Source organism: Acaryochloris thomasi RCC1774 (assembly GCF_003231495.1).
Classification (GTDB): domain Bacteria; phylum Cyanobacteriota; class Cyanobacteriia; order Thermosynechococcales; family Thermosynechococcaceae; genus RCC1774.
On sequence record NZ_PQWO01000005.1, the window covers coordinates 148993 to 169585 of the forward strand.

Below are 20593 nucleotides of genomic sequence, written 5' to 3' on the forward strand. Positions count from 1 at the left end.
AATTGGGGGGCCGGGGGGCAGTGCAATACACCTGGCGATTCCTAAGAACATCACAAACCTGGGAAGCCGAACGTTCAAGCGCAACACAAATAGAGCTGCGCAACTCATTTTCTAATCAACACAATCCAAGTAAAGGGCCAATCACTATGCTTTATCGACAATTAGGTACCACTGACCTGATGCTCTCTGCCATCGGTATGGGCACCTGGAATATTGGCAATCAGTGGGGACAAATTGATGAATCCACTGCCTTAGCAACCGTTCGTAGTGCCTACGACAGTGGCGTCAATATCTTTGACACTGCAGAATCCTACGGCATTCCAGCGGGACTGTCTGAAGAACGCCTTGGCAAAGCGCTCATTGGGATTCGTGATCAGGTCCACATGGTTACTAAAATTGGGCGCTGGGGCCGCCGTACCGGGCAAACGGTTCCCATGACCACGGTGGATATGATTCGACTCTGTACCCATGCCTCACTCCACCGACTCAAGACGGATTACATTGACGTGATGCTCTGTCACGAAGGCAAAATTGAAGACCCCAGCATCTATTTAGAAGGCTTCGAGCAGCTTAAAGATGCCGGTACGATTCGCGCCTATGGTATCTCAACAGATCGGCTAGATGTACTCCAGAGATTCAATACTCACAACACCTGTAGCGTGGTTGAGGTGGACTACTCACTGCTGAGCCGCAACCCTGAACAAGAATTTCTGCCCTATTGCCAAGCCCACGGAATTGGAGTGCTGGTGCGAGGGCCGCTGCACAAAGGGCTGCTCTCAGGCAAGTATTCAAGCGAGACCCAGTTTACCGATACGGTGCGGTCAGAGTGGTATGAGAGCGATCGCAGCCGCGAGAAACTGAACCGCAAACTAGCCAAAGTCGAACAGCTTAAAACTGCTCTGCAGCCTGGATCAGAGATGGTTTCTAAGGCCCTACGCTTTGTGATTTCTCACCCCATGCAGCCCGTTGCGATTCCGGGTGCTAAGTCTCCTGAACAGGCTCAGGCGAATGCAGCCGTGGGAGATGCGCTCCTGACGCCCAAAGAGTGCGAAGATCTGATTCAGCTCACTAAATTGCCGAAAACAGCGGGAAAGACTGCCGTTGCAGCCCGATGATGAGAACTTTCTCACAGACTCTTCACGTTCCATTGACAGGTGAATCCGAAGATCGAAGATAACTGCTATTGCTCATAGCAGATTGCAAAAGAATGTCTGGAATGTAGGTTTCACGATCTCGCAGAGAGAGTCGATCCCTATCTCTAAAAGATACGAAAACCTCGTTTCCTTATTTGGTTTTGGCCTCAGGGTCATTGGTGAGGAGTTTTCAGACATTCCTTACTTCAATTTATGACTCCGAGCTTCTCAGGATGGAGACACATGACTCAACCCAAAGTTACCCTCGTCGTTAGCCCGCGAGAGCGGTTTAGCTATACCCGTGCCTCTCTGGAGAGCATCTATGCAAACACCGACTATCCTTTCGACTTAGTCTTCGTGGATGTTTGTTCACCGGAATCGGTGCAGACTTACCTCAAAGCAACGTCGCAGTCTTTCAAAATCTTGAGGACGGACCACTATCTTTCTCCTAACCAGGCTCGCAATGTGGGTCTTCGCTACGTTCTCGACCACACCGACAGCCAATATGTTGTCTTCATTGAAAATGATGTTGTTGTAAAGCGGGGCTGGCTCACAAGACTGGTCAACTGCGCAGCAGAGACAAATGCCAGTGTCGTTGGCCCCCTCACCTGTATTGGGAATCCGGCTCACCAGGTGATTCACAACGCTGGCGGTCAGTGCTATATCAAGACCGACTTTAAAAACGGTCAGGCTCGACGCCGGATTAAGCAATCTGCTTATTTGACCGGGCGGGCCGTGGCTGATGTCCGAGATCAGCTCCACCGTACCCCGTGTGACTATGTGGAATTCCACTGCATGTTGGTGCGCACCGACACCTTCGCCATGACCGGTCTGCTAGATGAAGGGATGTTGGCAACCCGAGAACATATTGATTTCTGTTTCATGGTGGCCCAGACCGGAGGGGAGATCTATAACGAGCGGGAAGCCGTCGTTACGACGGATACGTTGGGGCTGGCTTCCAATAAAGCGGGGTTGATGGCCCGGTTTGGTCAGCTTAAGCTACCCGATTTTCAATGGTCAGACCTGCCCTACTTCATGCTGCGCTGGAGCGATCGTTGGGACCGCGCGAGCCTCGACCATCTGCGACAGAAGTGGAACTTGGCTGAAGATAAGTACTTTACGAAACGCTATGCCGGACTGGGTAGTCGTCGCCATGAATTACTCATTCAGCCTATTGTTCAGTACCTCACCTTTGGTAAGGGCAGTCCCTGGCTAGAAAAACTTTTGATCAGTCTAGAAAGGCCGTTCAACAACTACTGGTTTAACCGCTATGCCCAGCGTTTCGAACAGTCGTAGGGCAGCAACTATCGATTACTGTGACTTGCATCATGAAACTACAGTGCTTCAATCCGAATGCTGCCCCCACCCGTGTGATTTTGGTCCGACATGGGCGCAGCACCTATAACGATCAGGGGCGCTACCAGGGCTCCAGTGACGCATCAGTTCTGACGGCTCAAGGTCGTCAGGATGCGTTTCAGACCGGCCTAGCGCTCAATGATATTTCGTTCTCTGCCCTTTATGTCAGCCCTCTCCTTCGCACCCAGCAGACCGCTCAGGAAGTCTCAGCGGCATTCAAGTTCAGCCGCCGCTCTCCTATCTCCATCAATGTGCATGGCGATCTGAAAGAGATTGACCTGCCGCGATGGGAAGGGTTGTCCTATCGGCATGTGCAGGAAACGCTAACTGACGACTATCGCTGCTGGATAGAGCGTCCCCATACCTTTGAAATGTTGCCGCAGGCGGGGGCTAAAGATGTGAGCCCTCGGCGGCCTGTTCAGGATCTCTATGCTCAAGCGCGGCGATTCTGGCGGCAGGTGCTGCCGCGCCATGCGGGACAAACGATTTTAGTTGTGAGTCATGGCGGCACGATTAAAGCGTTGCTTAGTCAAGCTTTGGGGATTCCCTCTGATCAGTTCCATACCCTTCAGCAATCTAACTGCGGCATTAGCGTGCTGAATTTTCCGTATCAGCAGTCTGCCTGTCTAGAGGGAATGAATGATACGAGCCATCTGGGTGAAATTTTGCCAAAACTCAAGGCCGGGCGACAGGGGCTTCGTTTACTCCTTGTGCCGGATACTGGTGTCCCTGATCTTCAACCCAAGCTATTGGATCAGATGGAGATTACCTTCAGCGTCAGCAATGGTGAGTCGGCACAGCGGCTAGCAAAAATGCTCCTAGCCCAGAATCCACAGGCAGTGCAGCTGCAGATAAATCGAACCGATATCCCTCATCTCTGGCTTCAGACGCTCAATAAGCGGCAAATCTCAGGGCAAGTTGGGACTGAAATGCTGACGGGGCTGATGGTGGCAAAAACTGAAATTTTGCAGGAGATGCTCAGCCAAGTGCTAGGAGGGGATCCATCGTTAAGTAAGGGGCTATTACTCGCAGCTGGACGGGTGAATGTTGTTCACTATGCCAAATCACAGCCGCTGCCTATTTTGCAGGCGATGAACTTTGCTGATTTTGCTCTTTCACAAAGAGGATCAATGTTATGCGCATCTTAGTAACCGGTGCTGCTGGGTTTATTGGGTTCCATTTGGCTCAGCGCCTTTTGCATGATGGGGTGCAGGTGTACGGCATCGATAACCTTAATGATTATTATGATGTCAATCTCAAGCAGGCCCGCTTGGCTCAGCTCCGGTCGCACCCTAACTTTCAGTTTCAGTGTTTTGATCTAAGCGATCGCAACTCCACAGCAGCCCTATTTTCTGAACAAACCTTCGATTGCGTCGTTCATCTCGCGGCTCAGGCAGGGGTTAGATACTCAATAAAAAATCCTGATGCCTACATAGACAGCAATATTGTGGGTTTTGCCAATGTTCTAGAAGGCTGTCGTCATCAAAAAATTGCGCACCTAGTGTTTGCTTCCTCTAGCTCGGTATATGGAGCTAGTCACAAAGTGCCGTCCTCCGTTGAAGACAACGTAGATCATCCGGTTTCTCTCTACGCGGCGACCAAGAAAGCCAATGAGCTGATGGCCCATTCCTACAGTCATTTATACGACTTACCTGTGACGGGACTCAGGTTCTTTACGGTCTATGGGCCGTGGGGGCGGCCCGATATGGCTTATTTTGCGTTTGTAGATGCGATCGCATCCAACCAACCCATAGATGTATATAACCACGGATATATGGAGCGCGATTTTACCTACATTGATGACGTGATTGAAGGCATTGTTCGGGTCATTCACCGCCCACCCCAAACATCGGCGGCCCCTTACAAAATCTATAACATCGGCAATCACACCCCCGTCAATCTACTCCGCTTTATCGAGGTTATTGAAGCTGAACTGGGCAAAACTGCCCAGAAAAATTGGCTACCCATGCAGCCAGGGGACGTGCCGATTACCTATGCCGATGTGACCGATCTGATGCAAGATACTGGATTTCAACCGCAGACCTCCCTTGAGGATGGCATTCATGCTTTTGTGGAGTGGTATCACACGTACCACACGGTTAAGCTGCATTCTCTTCGCCACTATAGCGTCCGGCCTCGATGTGCATAGTCAGATGCCATCATGCTTTTGGCGATTCAGTCTGGGTCTAGTGGGATGGATCGTTATGCCTAGCCCCATCGCAGCGGCTCAGCCTTCTGTGACTACACCAGAGGACGAGACCTCCGGTTTAGAAGGACAAGTGATTACCCCGGTGTGGCAGCTCGTCCCAGAAGCTAAAGAAGTTGCTCCCAGACAGGTGCCAGTAGATAGCCCGAATGAACCAGAAACAGTTGAGTTCCAGCCCACGACTCAGCTCAGTGGTGAGGCTGTATTTGCGTTCGTCTATGCTGCAGGCGATCGTCCTGGGTCAGCGTCTATCCGTCCTAGTCTTGGGCGTCGAATCCGTTTGGATGTTGAAACCAGCTTTAGTGGCGAAGACCAGCTTCGCTTCCGGTTCCAGAACACCAATGTTGCAGAGCTAGATGATGTCTTCGGGACCGATATGGCCCGTCTGTCGATTCAGGGGGATGACAAAAATGAGATTGCCCTCAGTCGCTTAGATTACACATTTCCCATTGGCGATCGCACCGAAGTCTTCCTTCCTGTGGTCGGCGGCTCCATTAGCGATATTGCTGATCCGCTCAATCCCCTCTTTAGCGGTAGCGGCAGCGGTTCGGTTTCGCGCTTTGGCCAACGCAATCCGCTCTATCGTCAGGGAGGGGGGGCCGGTGTGGGTTTAACCCATGAAGTGACCGATCATCTCGAACTCAGTTTGGGCTATCTCAGCGATGCCGAGAATCTGCTGCCGGAAGAGGAGTACGTTGCCTTTGCCCAGGCCACCTACGAACCCACGGATACCCTGAGCCTGGGACTGCTCTACGCCTATGGCTTCAACGGATTGGATACTGGCACGGGGAGCGAGCAGTCTAACGACCCATTTATGGATCAGAGTGATGCCATCTCATCTCACTCCGTCGGCATCCAGGCGACTGCAGACGTAACGCCCCAGTTCACCTTGTCTGGCTGGGCAGGCTTGACCCGCGCAACGGCCACCGATCTGTCCAATAGTCCCGAAGCTGATATTCTCAACTGGGCCGTTACGCTGGGATATTCTGACCTGTTGGGAGACAGCAATGTGGGCGGCATTGTGATTGGCTATCCGCCCCAGGTTATTTCTGTCCAAGGCCCCGCTACTCATTCACTGCACCTAGAACTGTTTTATAAAATCCATATGAATGAGCAGATTTCCGTCACCCCAGGGATTGTTGTAATTACCAACCCCGAGGCAGATCCCAATCGGTCTCCCATTGTCTTGGGAGCGATTCGCACCACCTTCGAGTTTTAATGGCTGAACCCTGATGAGGCATGGCTTGTGGCACGGCAGCAAAACCAGAACTTTTTTCTCCCTCGCTCAGCGCTAGCGCAGGTTTTTCGCCAGACGCGCACCCGCATTTTGCTGCTGTACGTTTTTCTGATGCTTGTGTTCATGGGACTTTCTGTTCCTCTATTTCGCCATTTGATTGAGCGGCAAGTCTCACTGCGCGTTCGAGAAGACCTGGTAGAGGCTAGGGAAAACTTCATGGATGCCTATCTTGCCTGGGAAAAATCTCCTAATCAAACGCAGGCCGACCTCAAAGTATTTGTGGATGAGTTTTTAGCCAATCAACTGCCGGAAGACGATAATTTCCTGATTATTTTGATAGATCAGAAACTTTACCGTTCTAATCCATCGCGATTATTCAAGCCCCTGCGGCCCGATTCAAAGCTCTTCCAGTATTGGCTAAGGGTGAATAAGTATAGTCGTGGAGAATGGCTCACCCAGGATCCTCGGATTGAAAAGATCATCTACAAAGCAGATCCTCTGTTTTTAGAAGGAAAACAGCAGGGAATTTTTATCGTTGCTCACACTACGGCTGGTGAGCAGTCGGAGGCGTTAGCCAGCGTTTACATTTTTGCGCAGGTTGCAGCGGGCGTGCTGTTTCTTTCCTGTCTTTTAGCCTGGTTCGGCACGGGCTGGTTACTGGCTCCGGTGCGGGAACTGGCGAAAACCGCACGCAATATTAGTGAATCAGATCTTTCCCAACGCCTCTCTGTTCAAGGAACGGGCGAATTGGCAGATCTTTCCCAAATCTTCAACGCGATGATGAATCGGCTGCAGTCAGCCTTCGACAGTCAGCGCCGCTTCGTCAACGATGCGGGTCATGAACTGCGGACGCCCATTACGATTGTGCGCGGTCATCTGGAACTGATAGATGGTGACCCCAAGGAACAGCAGGAAACGATTGAACTGGTCCTTGATGAACTGGATCGGATGGGGCGGCTTGTGAATGACATGATCGCCCTTGCTAAATCCGAGCGTCCTGATTTCTTGCAGTGTGAAACGATTGAACTGAGTCCGTTCGTCCAAGATCTGTTTGCCAAAGCTCAAACCTTAGCAGATCGCAACTGGCACCTATCGAGTCAAGGCTCTGGAACAATCGTGGCCGATCGCCAGCGGCTGACTGGGGCGTTGCTGAACCTGTTGAGAAATGCCGCACAGCATACTCAGCCGACAGATGTGATCGAATTGGGCTACAGACAAATGCCTGCTCAGGTCCGGTTTTGGGTTCAGGATACGGGGGACGGGATTTCTATAGACGATCAGCACCGAATTTTCGACCGGTTTGCCCGCATTGAGGGCCAGCGAGTGGACGGATCGGGGCTGGGATTAGCGATTGTCAAAGCTTTCACAGAAGCCCATCAAGGGACGATTGAGCTGGTCAGTCAGCAGGGGAGCGGCTCGACTTTTATCCTCACGCTGCCTCGGCAGCAGGGGCTAGAGACTCAGGGCAGCTTGTATGGAGGTTAATAAGTCTTGAAAACGAAAGGGTTTAGCTAGATAGTCATGGGCACCGGTTTGCAAAACGGCGTCGCGCACATCTATCTCTGCTGTCACAACAATCACCGGGCCTTGGTTACCCAGTCGCTGTAGTTCTTGCAGGATGGCCCAGCCGTCTACTTTTGGGAGTCCTAGGTCCAGGATAATCAGATCGAAAGGTTGCGATCGCAACTCCTGAAGCGCCTGCTCTCCATCTATAGCCACTCGTGTCCTGAATCCGTTTCGGCGTAAACCTTTATCCACGAACGCAACGACCCGTTGTTCATCCTCGACAATCAAAATCAAACACATCAAAAAGTACCAGATCCGTCGGTACAGTAGACAACTGCTATTTTGACCCGGTTGTCTTCTTAACTTCCAAGCTAGGCTCTTCCCAAAATTGAAGCGTTGACCCGTACATATACTCATTCTGACGTAACTATCTAAAGGTTACGAAAGGCTTGCATGAGAACTTTCTCATAAAGGGGTAGGATGCGAACGAATGTTAGATAGAGGTGTGCATTGTTTACCGGATGAATCTAGACCCTAAGCTCGCAGGCGATATCCCATGCCTCGAATGGTTTCAAAAACGCCACTTCCGAGTTTCTTGCGTAGATAGCCGACATAGACATCCACAATGTTAGAGCCAGGACTGTAGTCGTAGCCCCACACTCGATCAAGGAGCTGTTCGCGGCTGAGGACTTGACCAGGATGTCGGAAAAACGTTTCTGCTAGCGTAAATTCGCGCGCCGGTAGATCAACAACGCGATCGCCGACCGTAATGCGTCGAGTGCGTAAGTCTAGTTCGATCTCACCCACCCTGAGCATCTGTGAGTCATCCTTCGATGAACCGGTATCCCGTAAGCGAACCCGGACCCTCGCCAGTAGTTCTTCAAAGCGGAATGGTTTGGTGACATAGTCATCAGCCCCGCTTTCTAAGCCCGTCACTTTATCGTGAATATCGTCTCGGGCTGTCAGAATAATAACGGGGAGCGTTTCACCTTGGCCGCGTAGCTCCTCTAAGACCTGAAGACCATCTTTGTCAGGCAGCCCCAGGTCAAGAATCAGAAGGTCGAAGTCACTGCCTAAAACTAGATTTAAGGCCTCACCGCCACTCTGGGATGTGGAGACCGTGAAACCATTGGCCTTTAGCCCCTTTTGAATAAAAGAAGCAATGCGAGGCTCATCGTCAGCAATTAAAATACGATACATGTTGAGCAAGAGTCCTATCTTGGCTCGGCGGATCGAGTTTTGAGACTGGAAGAAAGAAGATTAGAGGTTCGTGTCAGGACTGCGGCTGAGGGACTGTGCGAGCTTGATCTCCTAGGATCAACGCTATCAAACGGCTGTGGAATGGGCAAGCGCAGCAGATATTTACTGAAGACAGGCTTAATAACGGTTTGTTCCTCTACGGTCTTGAAAAGGAAACAAGAGAGACAGGACTTGAGGATTTAAACACATCCTCTAAGAGAATTAGAGCTCAGGGCGATGGAGAACTATGGCGAGAGGGGAACAGTTGATTCGATCTCGCCCTGTTGAGAAGGCGGAACCTTCAGTGTTGCTAAATCCAGAGAATCCTGGGAATCAGGCTCTGCTTTGGGAAGCCAACGCAACAGCGGCAGCGGCAACAGCGTACTGAGGTTGGTAATCATCACCAGCAGCCACAAATTTTGAAATTGGGATTCAGTGACGCCGAGTTGATGCATTAGCAGAGCGCCCGATTCATGGGACAGGATGCCCGCTAAGTTAATAATTGACATTAACAGAGCGAACATTGTCGCTTCAATTCCTGCTGGGCATAGGCGAGCGGCTAAGACTAAAACCGGCATGTAGGCAAGCTGACCCATGACCGTCAAAATCAGGCTGTCCCCTAAACTGAACCAGTGATCGTCAATACCAAGGGTGCGATTGGCGTGGGTGACTAACAGTAGCGTTGTCATGCCGAGGGCTGAAGACAGCAGCGTTGTCCACAGAAAGATGGTGCGCATGGCGACGGCTTTGAAGAACCGCTGAAAGAGCCAAATGCCGAACAGAGAGGCCAGACTGGTCACGAGGCGAACGCGCCCCAGAAATTCGGGGTTAAATCCTAACTCGTTGGTGGTGAAAAAGAAAAAGGCTGATTCAGAGTTTGGGGTGGCCTGCCATAGAAAGACGAAGAGCACCGGCAGCAGGATGCTGGGCTGTGCGATCGCATCTTTTACCTGCACAATCTGATGCTTAGCGGTCTTAAAGCTAGGTGGCGTATTGGCTTTGGCCTCAATGATCAGACTTGCGATCGCACATACAATCAGCGGAAATGTTGCCGTGATCAAAAACAAGCTGCGAGTACTTAAATGCTCTAACAGCCAGCCGCTGAAGTAGGCCGTCACAACGCCGCCTAACGCGGTTGTTCCCCAGCACAATGACTGCAGAGAGCCAGCATCACTTTGCGATTCTTGGCGAATGCGCTCGACGACGATTGAGTCGGCAATTACGTCGCTGATTGCGGTTGAAGTTGAAGTGGTTGCGATCGCAACCGTTGCCGCCACTGCCGAGTTCACCACCGTTCCCATTGCTACCCAAGCCAAGCAGCCTAAAATGCCAGACAGCACCAAATAAGACCGGCGACGATAGCCCAAAATTGGAAGGCTATCCGACAGAAAGCCAAACAGCGGCTTGACCACCCAAGGCAGTGAAGCAATCCCCATCATCGCCGCCACCGCTGCCGGACTCAGGCCGAGATCATCCTTAAGAAAAAAACTGACCCCTAATCGAGCCAGTCCCAAAATACCCTGGACGAAATAGACAGCCAAGATAGCGAACAGCTCGGGGCTGGGGTCTTGATCAAAGAATATCGTGCGCTTTAGCGTTTGCTTCAGAGACGCAGCACTAGCCTGAGAATTGATCATTTAACCCTTTAATACGACCGTCATCCGCGCTGTGGCCAGGGAGATGCATGAAACTCATGATAACGAACCCAGCCTTTTTCCGTGGATCCTCTATTTCCCATCGCCAGAACGTTTATCATCAATGGGATGATAGACGTGCAGCATCAATAATCATTCATGGATATTAAGAGCGGATTCATCGGTACCGTCGGCCATACGCCCCTCATTCGTCTGAATAGCTTCAGCGACGAAACAGGCTGTGAAATTCTCGGTAAAGCAGAATTTCTTAACCCCGGTGGATCCGTCAAAGATCGTGCTGCTCTTTTTATCATCGAAGATGCCGAAGCCAAGGGGTTACTGAAACCTGGCGGCACCGTAGTTGAAGGCACCGCAGGCAACACCGGCATTGGCCTTGCCCATATCTGTAACGCCAAAGGCTACCGCTGCCTGATTGTGATTCCTGAAACCCAGTCCCAAGAAAAAATGGATGCCCTGCGCGTCTTAGGTGCTGAAGTGCGGGCTGTCCCGGCCGTCCCTTATCGTGACTCCAACAACTATGTCAAGCTCTCGGGTCGCTTAGCCGAAGAAACCGAGAATGCAGTTTGGGCCAATCAGTTCGATAATCTTGCTAATCGTCAGGCTCACTATCAAACCACGGGTCCAGAGATTTGGGAACAAACCAATGGCAAAGTGGATGCCTGGGTTGCCGCGACCGGCACTGGCGGTACCTATGCAGGCGTTGCCCTCTACCTGAAAGCGAAAAACCCTGAAGTGAAGACAGTCCTCGCCGATCCAATGGGGAGTGGTCTGTATAGCTACGTGAAAACCGGAGAAATCAAATCCGAAGGTAATTCCGTCACTGAAGGCATCGGTAACAGTCGGATCACCGCCAATCTTCAGGATGCCCCCATTGATGACGCGATTCAAATCGACGACCCTGAATGCCTGCGGGTCGTTTATCAGCTTCTGCAGCAGGATGGCCTGTTCATGGGGGGATCGGTCGGTATTAACGTGGGTGCCGCCGTTGCCCTGGCGAAGCAAATGGGGCCGGGGCACACGATCGTGACTGTTCTGTGTGACAGCGGCACGCGGTATCAATCCAAGCTTTTCAATCCAGAGTGGTTAGCCGCCAAGGGACTGTCTCCCCAGGCTTAGACCCATTGCCCTCAACATTATTATGGGATTCATGCAAAATTTCTGGGGCGGGTTGAAGCAAAAATGGAGCCGCTACAAGCGCTGGGTCTATCTGTTCATCATGGCAGCAGCGCTAGCTTTTTTAGGCAAAACGCTGCACAGTCACTGGCAAGGCATCGCCAGCATTCAGATTACGCCTCCCGCCTGGGCTAGTCTCGTGTTTGCAACAGGCATTACGCTGCTGGCGTTCGTTTGGGCGGGCTGGATCTGGGGCCAGATTTTGCAAGATTTAGGGCAGCCTGTGAATAAAGCCTGGGCCGCTCAGATCTACCTGACCACCAATATTGCCAAATATTTACCCAGTAACGTCGTTCATCTGTATGGCCGCACCCTTGCGGCTACAGACATTGGTATTCCCTTCGGACCTGCCTCTTTGAGCGTGGTCCTCGATACCCTGCTGATGGCGGCCTCGGGCGTGATTGTGTCTCTGTTGAGTGTGCCTCAGCAGCAACAGATCTTTGCAGTTTTAGGCCTGATTGTGATTTTGCTCGTGGTTCATCCCCGTATTCTGCAGCGGCTCGTCAAATTTGTGCCCCAAGGGTCGAAGAAAAATCAGCCAGCGGATGCCTCTGATGCTATTAAGCTTGAGCGATATCCGCTGAGACCGCTTCTGGGACAAATCCTGTTTGTTTTGGTGCGATCGCTGGGGTTCATTGTCACCCTCAGCGTTCTGACCCCCATCGAGCCGCTCTTGATACCCAAATATATGAGTATCTATACATTGGGCTGGCTGCTCGGTTTTATTATCCCTGGGGTTCCGGGGGGGGTTGGGGTTTTAGAGTTGGTGACCAGTACACTTCTTAGCCAGCCCGGTGTTCTGACTAGCGATCAAACGCTCTCTGTGGGGCTAGCCTTGGGCGCTGTCGGTATTCATCGCCTCGTCAACACCATTGCTGAAGCGCTGGGAGCAGGGCTAGCAACTTTAGATATGAGATTTCCGCTCCAGCATCGTCCACGGCCATCGCGTAAACCAACCCAGACCGCCAGCCGTTGACTGCCGGGTTTTGAGCGGTTTCAACCGCAGCTACACAAGCAAAATGCATCTGCGCGGATTGCTGTAAGCCCCGATATATGTAGTCTGCGCGGGCAGACTTTGTTCCTGTAGGCGCGAATTCTATTCGCTAGCTTTCTCTGGCTGTCGTGTGGGTGTTAATACGCTTCTCAGAAGAGCGTATTAAGATGAACGCTAGTCCCCTAGGCGCTTACTGGAGAGATGAAGATGACCGTTGTTCAAGAGCCAATCTCGATTCGTCTAGAAGCTTCAACCTTTTGTCAGCTCAAGTGCCCGTCTTGTCCGACCGCTCAGGGTGAGACCAAAAAGAACCTGGGCAGCGGATTTTTAGCGTTCAAGAACTTTAAGGATTTAGTCGATCGCAATCCTGCCATTGTTCATATTGAGCTGTCTAACTGGGGAGAAATTTTCTTAAACCCTGAGCTGACGGAGATTATGAAATATGCCTATCAAAAAGGTGTGATTCTGACGGCCAGTAACGGAGCGAACCTGAATACGGTCAAGCCAGAAGTTCTTGAAAATCTCGTTAAATATAAGTTTCGCCACATCGACTGCTCTATTGATGGGGCCAGCCAAGAGACCTACAAGCAATACCGAGTCGGCGGTGACTTTGATCGCGTGATTGAGAATATCAAAACCATCAATCACTATAAGAAGATCTATAAGTCTGACTTTCCACTCTTGCTCTGGCAGTTTGTGGCCTTTGGTCACAATGAGCATGAAATTCAGACGGCCCGAGAATTAGCGAAAGACCTCAACATGGAGTTTTATCTGAAACTTTCATGGGATGAGGAGGTTTCGCCGATTCAGGATAAGGAACTGGTGCGGCAGCAGACCTCAAGCGGTGTTTCTAGCCGTAGCGAATATGCTGAAACCTACGGCACTGGGTATATCCGCAAAGATATCTGCCAGCAGCTATGGACGTCGCCTCAAGTCAACTGGGATGGTCGAGTTTTGGGCTGCTGTTTCAACTACTGGGGTGATTTCGGCAATATGTTTGAGGCTGATGGGAAGCAGGGCTACCAGGAAAAGGTGGGGTATGCCCAGGATATGGTGATGGGTAAGGCTGAGCCGCGAGACGATATTCCCTGCACTCGCTGTGAGCATTACAAGACGATGCAGGCGTCGGGCGATTGGATGACGACTGAGAATTTGCGTGGGCCGACGGCTTCCCCGATTGTGGCTCAGATTGCCAAGCGATGTGGCCGGTTGATGATTAGTATTTTAAATCGGTCGGAGTGGTTATCTTCTCGGTTTTTGAAGCCAGCGATTGTGAACAGCAACAAGACGTTGCGAGAGTAGGCGAATAGTTAATGGATGCTAGGCTGCTCAATCTGCGATCCCATGCGGATGCCGTACTTAGGGAGCAGCTTATGGACAACGTAGGTGCGGTGTTCTTCGAGGGCATCGTGGAATCGTTTCCAGTGGCTGTCTAGGAATGTGGCCTGAAACGGAAAAATTTCGTCGCCGGTATCAACAACGGCTTCCGTGCCCAGGGCTTGGTGTTTCCAAGATCCCTTTCCTTTTGCTTTATAGGTTACTTGGGTCTTGCCAAAGCTGAATTGGCCTTCTGCGATCGCTCTAAGCCAGATTTTATGTCTGCTGCGGCTGCTGCGCTTGGTTGTCGTTTGCAGCAGTTTGGCAATGAGTTGCTTATCAGCTTGAGGTAGGCCGGGACAGCAGGCAGCGGGGTCACCGATGCGATAGCGCTGCATCCAGCGACACATCTGGTCGGCGGCTTCGAGAAAATCGGTCGGGTTATCGCGCATGATTCTCTGATTGAGGCCGTTGGTGTAGCCCCATTTCAGGTAGGGGCGATCAGGATTACTCAAAACAGCGCCGTGGCCGAGGGGAAAGACTTCGCTGATGAAGAAGTGAGCAAATCGGTTGACGAAGTTTTTGTTGAAATATCGCTTGACGCGCTCCGTTGATTTTTGGTCGATTTTACCCTGGGCATCGACTAATATTTTGGCTTCGTTGACCGGGTGGCTGATGCCTGCAAATCCCTGATGGGCCCAGGTATCTGCATAGACGTGCATGGTGATGCCTAAGCGGTGAAGACTATGGGATTGTGGGTGGGTGGGGTGAGTGCTAAATAAGCTATTAGAAATACAGGCGGCCACCATATCTTGAGCGATGTAGCTGTTGGGCCGACAGATTAGTTTGTCGATGAATGAACCGATGGGGCTTTGATCTGCGGGCAGGCCACCGTTTCCGGGGAGAAAGTGAAAGGGCATCCAGACTTGGTGATGGGCCAGTTCACGAAAGTTTCGGTAGTCTAAAAATTTGTGGGCAGAGCTGACGTGGTTGAATTCAGTGCCGTTGTTAAAGCGGATGATGCCAGCGTTGGTGGCGTCATCGACGTACTGCGCCGAATAGGCAATTACCTGTGCGTCTTGGTGTTCAAAGCCAGCTAGTCGGGCGACGACGTAGGTGACCCCGTGGTGAAAATCGATTTGCATCGCTGGGCTTCCCCATGGGGAAAGGACGGATGGCTGATCGCCTGCGGATGTAAAAATTTTTGGCTCAGGCGGTTAGCTCACTCTAGTTCTACCGCGATAGCGATCCAACTCAACGGGATGTAAACCGAACATTAACCTTGAGAAAATTTTAGGTTAATCTTCTCGCTGCTTTGGGAAGAGGTGGGGGGTGAGTTGCGATCGCAAAAATTTCTCACCGTATCCCAGCACTGCCGATCAAGACTGGACCGATTGACCCGGTTCAGGGAACAGTCCATCATAGTAACGATAAGAGGTTTCCTGGAACGGAGATATCCTACATGAGCAACTCAGCAAGCAGTCCGATCAAAGATAAGGCCACCGATTGGTGGCGGCTTATTTCAGGAGAAGATACAGCAAAGGTTTATCAAGACTTTTTCAAGCGAACCTGGGAAATCTTGAGAGAGTCAGTTTCACTGTTGTGGCTGCTCCTATGTGGTGTCCTTGTTTCTTTTGAATGGATTTGGAGTAGCTCATCGAGGGTGACCGAGAGTGTTTCAGATCTTGCCAAAGCAAACAACAATTCTGACAGCAGCACAGTTTCCGAGGCAGGGACCAAGCTTTGGACAGGAATTCAAAAAGGAGCTTCTAGTTCGATTGCGAAAGCCAGGGAGCAGTTGAAAATGCCTGAGCGGACTCCGAGACAGAAAAAGACTGCTCAAGAACAGGCGAGTAAGAGTTCAGAAGAAGAACCTAGCGAGCGAGACGCCCAGGGGCAAGCAACTGATAGCAAAGCCGGAACTCAGCAGAAGTCAGACGGAGCTTCACAACAGGCGACTCAACAACAAGCAGATGGAAATACAGAAACATCTGGAAACGGGGAGCAAAGTGTCCAGCAACAAGCGGCTAAAAGTGAAGCTAAAGCGGCTCAGCAAAAAGCAGATGAGGCTTACCAACAAGTAAAAGAGACTCGGCAAAAAGCACAAAGCGCTCTGGATAAATTCAACGAAGCTGTGCAAGGTAGAGCGAATGAGGCTGGATCAGATTCGTCACAGGAGCCTTTTAAAGAGGCCCAGACAAAAGCGAAAGATGCCTATGACGTATATTTTGTTGACGCTGGACAAACAATAGACGGAGCTGAGCAAACAGCGAATGGGGCTGCGGCAAGTTTGGCCCAAGGGAACTTTGAAGAAGCACAGGGACAGTTTGAAGAGGCTCAAAGGAAATTTAAAGAGGCTCAAGGGCAGTTTGAAGAGGCCCAAAATGAATTTGAAGGAGCTTGTGGACAATTGGAGACCGCCTAGCTGAGCACAGCCTCAGAATGACTAACGTTGACTCTTTGTCAGTGTCCTGATTTCAAACTCCCTTTAAACAGGTGCCTCAAGTTTATTTTTTTATTCCAATCTATTTTGCTTAAATATAGTCGAGCAGCAGAGCCTGGTGAGGGATCGCAATCGATCGAGGCTGCTCATCCCGGGGTGCGCGGCAGCTACCAATGCGAATTTCCTCAGGGGTAAATAATCCCATATCCCAGCCCTCCTTTAGTTCTAAGCTGCCAAGTTCAACCGTGAGGGGACAGGCGAAGACATAGCGAATCACGCCGGGGTCACGATACTCCTTGAAGAAAGTGGCTTCAGGGACGGTGTAGCCGATCTCTTCATCAACTTCTCGGTAGAGGGCCGCTTCAGGCTCTTCGCCCGGATCCATATGACCGCCAAAGCAGGCCCACTGGTTGGGATAGACAATCGTAGGGATGTCATCGCGGAGCTGCAGTAAGAATCGCCCGTCTTGATAGAGAATTGCGATCGCAGCTTTAATTACAGTAGGTGGGCTCATGAATAGTTGAGACGCATCAGGGTTGGCATAATACAATCAATCACATCCGCCACTATAGCTGCCTGTGATTCCCTCCTTTCTTTCGTATCCCCTAGCAGCAACAGCCCCATTACTCGGAGACGTCAGGCTAGACATTGTTGCTCTGATCATTTTATTTCTGCTGTCCGCCTTCTTTGCTGGCTCAGAAACCGCCATTACGTCAATGGACAACCTGAAGCTGCGGGGCCTAATGCAGGAGCAGGGAGACACGGACGGGCTGTTTCGACTTGTTCTGGAAAAGCGGGCGCGATTTATCACCACCCTACTGGTCGGTAATAACCTCGTTAATAATTTCGCGGCAATTTTGACCAGCAATCTATTCGTGATCTGGTTTGGTGGGGCTGGACTCGGAATTGCAACCGCCGTCGTCACCTTTCTGCTGCTCGTCTTCGGTGAAATCACCCCCAAGTCCCTGGCCATTAGCAACGCCAGCGCTATTTTTCAGTGGGTGGTACGACCCATCTATTGGCTGTCAGTCCTACTGCTGCCGATTGTGCGTATGTTTGAAGCCATTGCCCAGTTTGCTATTCGACTCCTGAGCAGCAACTCGGCGCAGCAGGCTGAGTCCGTGAGCGATCTGCAGCTTCTGATCGACGTTCTGGGGGGTAGAGGTCAACTGGACCTACAGCAGCGCCAGCTTCTCAATAAGGCGCTGGAGCTAGATGAGCTGCGGGTGCGTGAAGTGGTGAAGCCCCGTGTTGATATGTTCACGATTTCCCATGAGGCGACGCTACAGGATGTCATTGATCTCTGCCTGGAGAGCGGACATTCCCGCCTACCGGTGCAGGAAGAATCTAAAGATGCCATTGTCGGCATTACCCATTTGAAACAGGCTCTGCAAGCCCTGAAGACAAACGGTAATCAATCGGTCACATCGGCAATGGATCCGCCCTTCTATGTGCCTGAGACAAAGTGGGTGGCGGCGCTCTTAAAAGAAATGCTGCAAAAGCAGCTTCATCTTGCCATTGTTGTTGATGAGTATGGCGGCACCGTGGGACTTGTCACCCTAGAAGATATTTTGGAAGAGTTGGTGGGCGAAATCTATGATGAGAGTGATTTCCAAAGCAGCCGATCTCCGCGAAGTCGATGGCGGCGAGGACTATTATCTAGGGGACGTCTCTAGCTCAAGCGCCAAGGGTCTATAGCTGCTGCAGGTATCTAGCAAAATGTCCGGGTAGGAGGTCGATACCCAACGCTGACTTTATTAAGTAAGCGCTCAGTAAAATAACGGCGCTGATCACTAAATTAGCTGCTACTAGGAGCAGCCCTGCGGCGATGGCGTTGCCGATTTTTTTGAGACCTGTTGATTGGCGGGATCGTTCTCTATGACGCCGATCTTTGCCCACCAGTAAGACGAGGTAAAAGCGGGTGATGATCAGATCAACGACAAATCGAATGTCGATAATCTTCGGTCGCTGAGCCGAGGAGCCAAGCGTGATCTGAGTCAGTAGCGTGGTTATTGCTGTTGTTTGTTCTGAAGTCAGACTATCGAAAATTTTAGGGTCTAAGCGCTGTAGCAGTTTTTCCGCTGTAGGCCCCCGATCTGATTGTCTTGACTGTAATCTTCCCGTTAACCGACCCACGTTAATCCTCCCAATGCGTAGGTGAGGCCCCCGATTCCTAAGCCGCTCCAGATGAGCTTCACCAAAAAATATGCCTTCTGCATTTCGTGATCTCGATATCTGGGTATGAATGGACTGGCAAAGGCCAATTGCACTACGAGCAGCAGGGCCAGAAACCACAGCGATAGCAGGGACATTCCCCAGGCATATCCTGTCGCCCATTGAAAATCCTGGGGGTGAATCCCCAGATAGGCGGCACCCCACAACAAAGAAACGACCCAAGTGATCGAAAGTGCGATCGCATCTGGTCCTGCTTTCGCCAAATGCACTGTCAGCACCAGCGTCAAAATCCAAACGAAGCTGGGCGCCCCGTAGGCTGCCAAGATCCACCCCGCTAGCGTGTACCCCAAAAATAAGATCGTCAAATAGGCCCAGGCATAGGACCTGCGGATCGACAATGCCATGAACTAACCGTCTGGAATCCCTCAATTTAGGATTCCCAGACGGCCTTTCAATAGGTCGGTGTGTCTAGGATTTCCGTAATATTACGGGCAAACGCTATGACAGCAGTGCTTCACCTCGACGATAGAGTTCTCGGGCATAGTCCGTCCAGGTGCCTTGACCCCAGTACCGAAAGCAGCTTGTTTCCACCAGCAGCACGTAGAGCAGTGCCTCTTGATAACCGGACTGTTGCGTAACGGTTGGATCTGCCGCAACCAGGGGATCATATTTCGCATGGAACTTAGCGCTGAGCTGATTCATTGGTTCGAGGACATTTTCGTAGCCCTTGACCCAGCTCAGATCATCCGTCCAGGACGCACCATCCATATGGAACTGATGATCAGATTCAGTCAAGTCTCGGATGGCTTGTTCTACCGCTGCTGGCGTGGCTTGCTCCGGCGCGACCTGCTGCCAAATTTTATGCTGTCCCACCGCCTGACAGCTTGGATAATCTTCAGGATTGACGCCAGCGGCCTCCAGGAGTTCGAGATATTCAGTGCCGTTAAAGCCAGCGATCCCCTGATCGAGATTTTCCCAAACCGGCGGATAGTCGCGGGGGAATTCATTCATCATCACGCCGCCGTTCTCGCCATCGGCAATCTGCGTGACGCAGCTCGGCACAGAGACAGATCCAATTTGCTGTTGCTGCATTCCCTTCGCTTCGTGATAGGGCTGCATTTGGGCAACCAGCTTAGTGTCTGATCCCTGGGTTTTAATCAGGGCCGTCATGCTGACGGTTTCACCCTTAGAGTTGCGGGCCACGAGGCGATTGGGAATGTACTTATCTTCGTGGTGTAGGCCAGAGCCATCCAGGCGCTCGACGGAATGCTCTTGAACCATTAGCCAGCGATAGCCGCATTCTTTGAGGGCTTTGAGGTATTCATAAAGGGCGTCAGGGTGGTTGGGCAGATGCATTTCTGGGGGTGAGAATCCCTTGACTCGCTTCAGGGCTTCCACGCCGAACAGATCGGCAAAGTGCTGCTGCCAAGCCTGGATGTTGAGCTTCAGATCGGGGATCGGTGTGGAAGGGGCGACGGCATGACTCCACATGGTGCCCAGCCACTCGACATAGGGCTGATATTGAGTGTCGCAGGTGATTTTCTTCAGGGCATCTAAGACATCATGGCGACCCATCTGCTGCAGACCCCAGAGTAAATTCCCGGAGTAGTCGAGCATAATCCGAGGACTGCAGCCCTTGGCAACTAGTTCAGGAATGAACTCACCCATGCGGCGATAGCACCAGGCAAAGGTCTCGGCGTTGTGGTTGTCCCCTTGGTCGGGATGCTCGAACATATGCTGCAGGTTGCAGATCAGCTCTCCGTTGGCTCCGGCGGGGATCGTCGGCTGATGCATGTGTAGGGCACAGGCGAAGCCAGACTTGAGGGCGTCGAGGTTTAAGTCTGTCTGGGATAAATAGATGTGATCGCTGTGGTTCGTGATTTGGGCTAGGTCTGCTTCTGAGCCAGAAATGGGGGGTAAATTAGCGGTGGCTTGGCTTAAGGGAGCGGATGCAATCATGTTGGAGTCCTGTTTAGATTTGCTTGGAATCAAGACCAGCGAGTGGATAGGAACGTCGCAAATTTTTTTGCACTGGCCCCCCCAACCCCCCAATTCTGGGGGCAGAGTATCAGGAGTGCGAGTTGTTTTCCTAAAACTTAAGGGGCTAGTGCTTTACTGTGCAAGCTGTCTGAAATTTGTGGTTGAGCTGCTGCTTCTCA

General features: G+C 51.4%; 19 protein-coding genes. 11 read left to right on the plus strand and 8 right to left on the minus strand.

Features of this window, described 5'->3' with window-relative positions; translation table 11 throughout:
• Nucleotides 1–146 precede the first annotated feature (146 nt).
• The 6 genes from C1752_RS10160 (at nucleotide 147) to C1752_RS10185 (ending at nucleotide 7417) form a co-directional block, all read left to right on the plus strand.
• Nucleotides 147–1115: an aldo/keto reductase gene (locus C1752_RS10160; protein WP_110986136.1), complete on the plus strand. Its 969-nt coding sequence runs from the start codon at nucleotides 147–149 to the stop codon at nucleotides 1113–1115.
• 261 nt (nucleotides 1116–1376) lie between these two features.
• Complete coding sequence (locus C1752_RS10165) at nucleotides 1377–2429, plus strand: glycosyltransferase family 2 protein (RefSeq protein ID WP_110985955.1); 1053 nt, start codon at nucleotides 1377–1379, stop codon at nucleotides 2427–2429.
• Nucleotides 2430–2461: 32 nt separating this feature from the next.
• Nucleotides 2462–3637, plus strand: a complete 1176-nt coding sequence (locus C1752_RS10170) for a histidine phosphatase family protein (RefSeq protein WP_110985956.1) — start codon at nucleotides 2462–2464, stop codon at nucleotides 3635–3637.
• Nucleotides 3625–4638 carry an NAD-dependent epimerase gene (locus C1752_RS10175; RefSeq protein WP_110985957.1) on the plus strand — a complete coding sequence of 338 codons (1014 nt, stop codon included), beginning with the start codon at nucleotides 3625–3627 and terminating at the stop codon, nucleotides 4636–4638. The genes C1752_RS10170 and C1752_RS10175 overlap by 13 nt, the downstream gene beginning before the upstream one ends.
• A gap of 4 nt (nucleotides 4639–4642) precedes the next feature.
• The gene (locus C1752_RS10180) at nucleotides 4643–5914 is read left to right on the plus strand and encodes an iron uptake porin (protein ID WP_110985958.1); all 1272 of its coding nucleotides are present in this window, start codon (nucleotides 4643–4645) and stop codon (nucleotides 5912–5914) included.
• Nucleotides 5915–5941: 27 nt separating this feature from the next.
• A complete protein-coding gene (locus C1752_RS10185) occupies nucleotides 5942–7417 on the plus strand; it encodes a sensor histidine kinase (protein WP_233501500.1) in 1476 nt (491 codons plus the stop codon).
• On the opposite strand, the gene C1752_RS10190 is transcribed toward C1752_RS10185, so the two are convergent.
• From C1752_RS10190 to C1752_RS10200, 3 genes are all read right to left on the minus strand, one after another.
• Nucleotides 7385–7738, minus strand: a complete 354-nt coding sequence (locus C1752_RS10190) for a response regulator transcription factor (RefSeq protein WP_110985959.1) — start codon at nucleotides 7736–7738, stop codon at nucleotides 7385–7387. The two genes, C1752_RS10185 and C1752_RS10190, sit on opposite strands and share 33 nt — an antisense overlap.
• A 234-nt stretch (nucleotides 7739–7972) precedes the next feature.
• Complete coding sequence (locus tag C1752_RS10195) at nucleotides 7973–8638, minus strand: response regulator transcription factor (RefSeq protein WP_110985960.1); 666 nt, start codon at nucleotides 8636–8638, stop codon at nucleotides 7973–7975.
• 284 nt (nucleotides 8639–8922) lie between these two features.
• Entirely contained in the window at nucleotides 8923–10314 is a 1392-nt protein-coding gene (locus C1752_RS10200; RefSeq protein WP_110985961.1) for a folate/biopterin family MFS transporter, read from the minus strand.
• A gap of 156 nt (nucleotides 10315–10470) precedes the next feature.
• On the opposite strand from C1752_RS10200, the gene C1752_RS10205 reads away from it, so the two are divergent.
• From C1752_RS10205 to C1752_RS10215, 3 genes are all read left to right on the plus strand, one after another.
• Nucleotides 10471–11448 carry a cysteine synthase A gene (locus C1752_RS10205; protein ID WP_110985962.1) on the plus strand — a complete coding sequence of 326 codons (978 nt, stop codon included), beginning with the start codon at nucleotides 10471–10473 and terminating at the stop codon, nucleotides 11446–11448.
• 31 nt (nucleotides 11449–11479) lie between these two features.
• Nucleotides 11480–12481, plus strand: coding sequence for a lysylphosphatidylglycerol synthase transmembrane domain-containing protein (locus C1752_RS10210; RefSeq protein WP_110986138.1), 1002 nt, complete (start codon nucleotides 11480–11482; stop codon nucleotides 12479–12481).
• A 225-nt stretch (nucleotides 12482–12706) separates the two neighbouring features.
• Nucleotides 12707–13801 carry a radical SAM/SPASM domain-containing protein gene (locus tag C1752_RS10215; protein WP_110985963.1) on the plus strand — a complete coding sequence of 365 codons (1095 nt, stop codon included), beginning with the start codon at nucleotides 12707–12709 and terminating at the stop codon, nucleotides 13799–13801.
• Nucleotides 13802–13809: 8 nt separating this feature from the next.
• Here C1752_RS10215 and C1752_RS10220 read toward each other — a convergent pair whose 3' ends face one another.
• The gene (locus tag C1752_RS10220) at nucleotides 13810–14961 is read right to left on the minus strand and encodes a DUF6765 family protein (RefSeq protein ID WP_110985964.1); all 1152 of its coding nucleotides are present in this window, start codon (nucleotides 14959–14961) and stop codon (nucleotides 13810–13812) included.
• A gap of 317 nt (nucleotides 14962–15278) precedes the next feature.
• Between C1752_RS10220 and C1752_RS10225 the strand changes: the two genes are divergently transcribed.
• Nucleotides 15279–16241, plus strand: a complete 963-nt coding sequence (locus tag C1752_RS10225; RefSeq protein ID WP_110985965.1) for a hypothetical protein — start codon at nucleotides 15279–15281, stop codon at nucleotides 16239–16241.
• Between the two features lie 109 nt (nucleotides 16242–16350).
• Here the strand turns inward: C1752_RS10225 and C1752_RS10230 are convergent, their stop codons facing one another.
• Nucleotides 16351–16773, minus strand: a complete 423-nt coding sequence (locus C1752_RS10230) for an NUDIX hydrolase (RefSeq protein WP_110985966.1) — start codon at nucleotides 16771–16773, stop codon at nucleotides 16351–16353.
• 64 nt (nucleotides 16774–16837) lie between these two features.
• On the opposite strand from C1752_RS10230, the gene C1752_RS10235 reads away from it, so the two are divergent.
• On the plus strand, nucleotides 16838–17935 hold the full coding sequence (locus C1752_RS10235) for a hemolysin family protein (protein ID WP_315865252.1): 1098 nt from the start codon (nucleotides 16838–16840) through the stop codon (nucleotides 17933–17935).
• Nucleotides 17936–17951: 16 nt separating this feature from the next.
• Here C1752_RS10235 and C1752_RS10240 read toward each other — a convergent pair whose 3' ends face one another.
• The 3 genes from C1752_RS10240 to C1752_RS10250 form a co-directional block, all read right to left on the minus strand.
• Nucleotides 17952–18395 (minus strand): hypothetical protein, encoded by a 444-nt coding sequence (locus tag C1752_RS10240; RefSeq protein WP_110985968.1) that lies wholly within the window; start codon nucleotides 18393–18395, stop codon nucleotides 17952–17954.
• On the minus strand, nucleotides 18383–18838 hold the full coding sequence (locus C1752_RS10245; protein WP_110985969.1) for a hypothetical protein: 456 nt from the start codon (nucleotides 18836–18838) through the stop codon (nucleotides 18383–18385). The genes C1752_RS10240 and C1752_RS10245 overlap by 13 nt, the downstream gene beginning before the upstream one ends.
• Before the next feature lie 94 nt (nucleotides 18839–18932).
• Entirely contained in the window at nucleotides 18933–20393 is a 1461-nt protein-coding gene (locus C1752_RS10250; protein WP_110985970.1) for a polysaccharide deacetylase family protein, read from the minus strand.
• Between the last annotated feature and the right edge of the window lie 200 nt (nucleotides 20394–20593).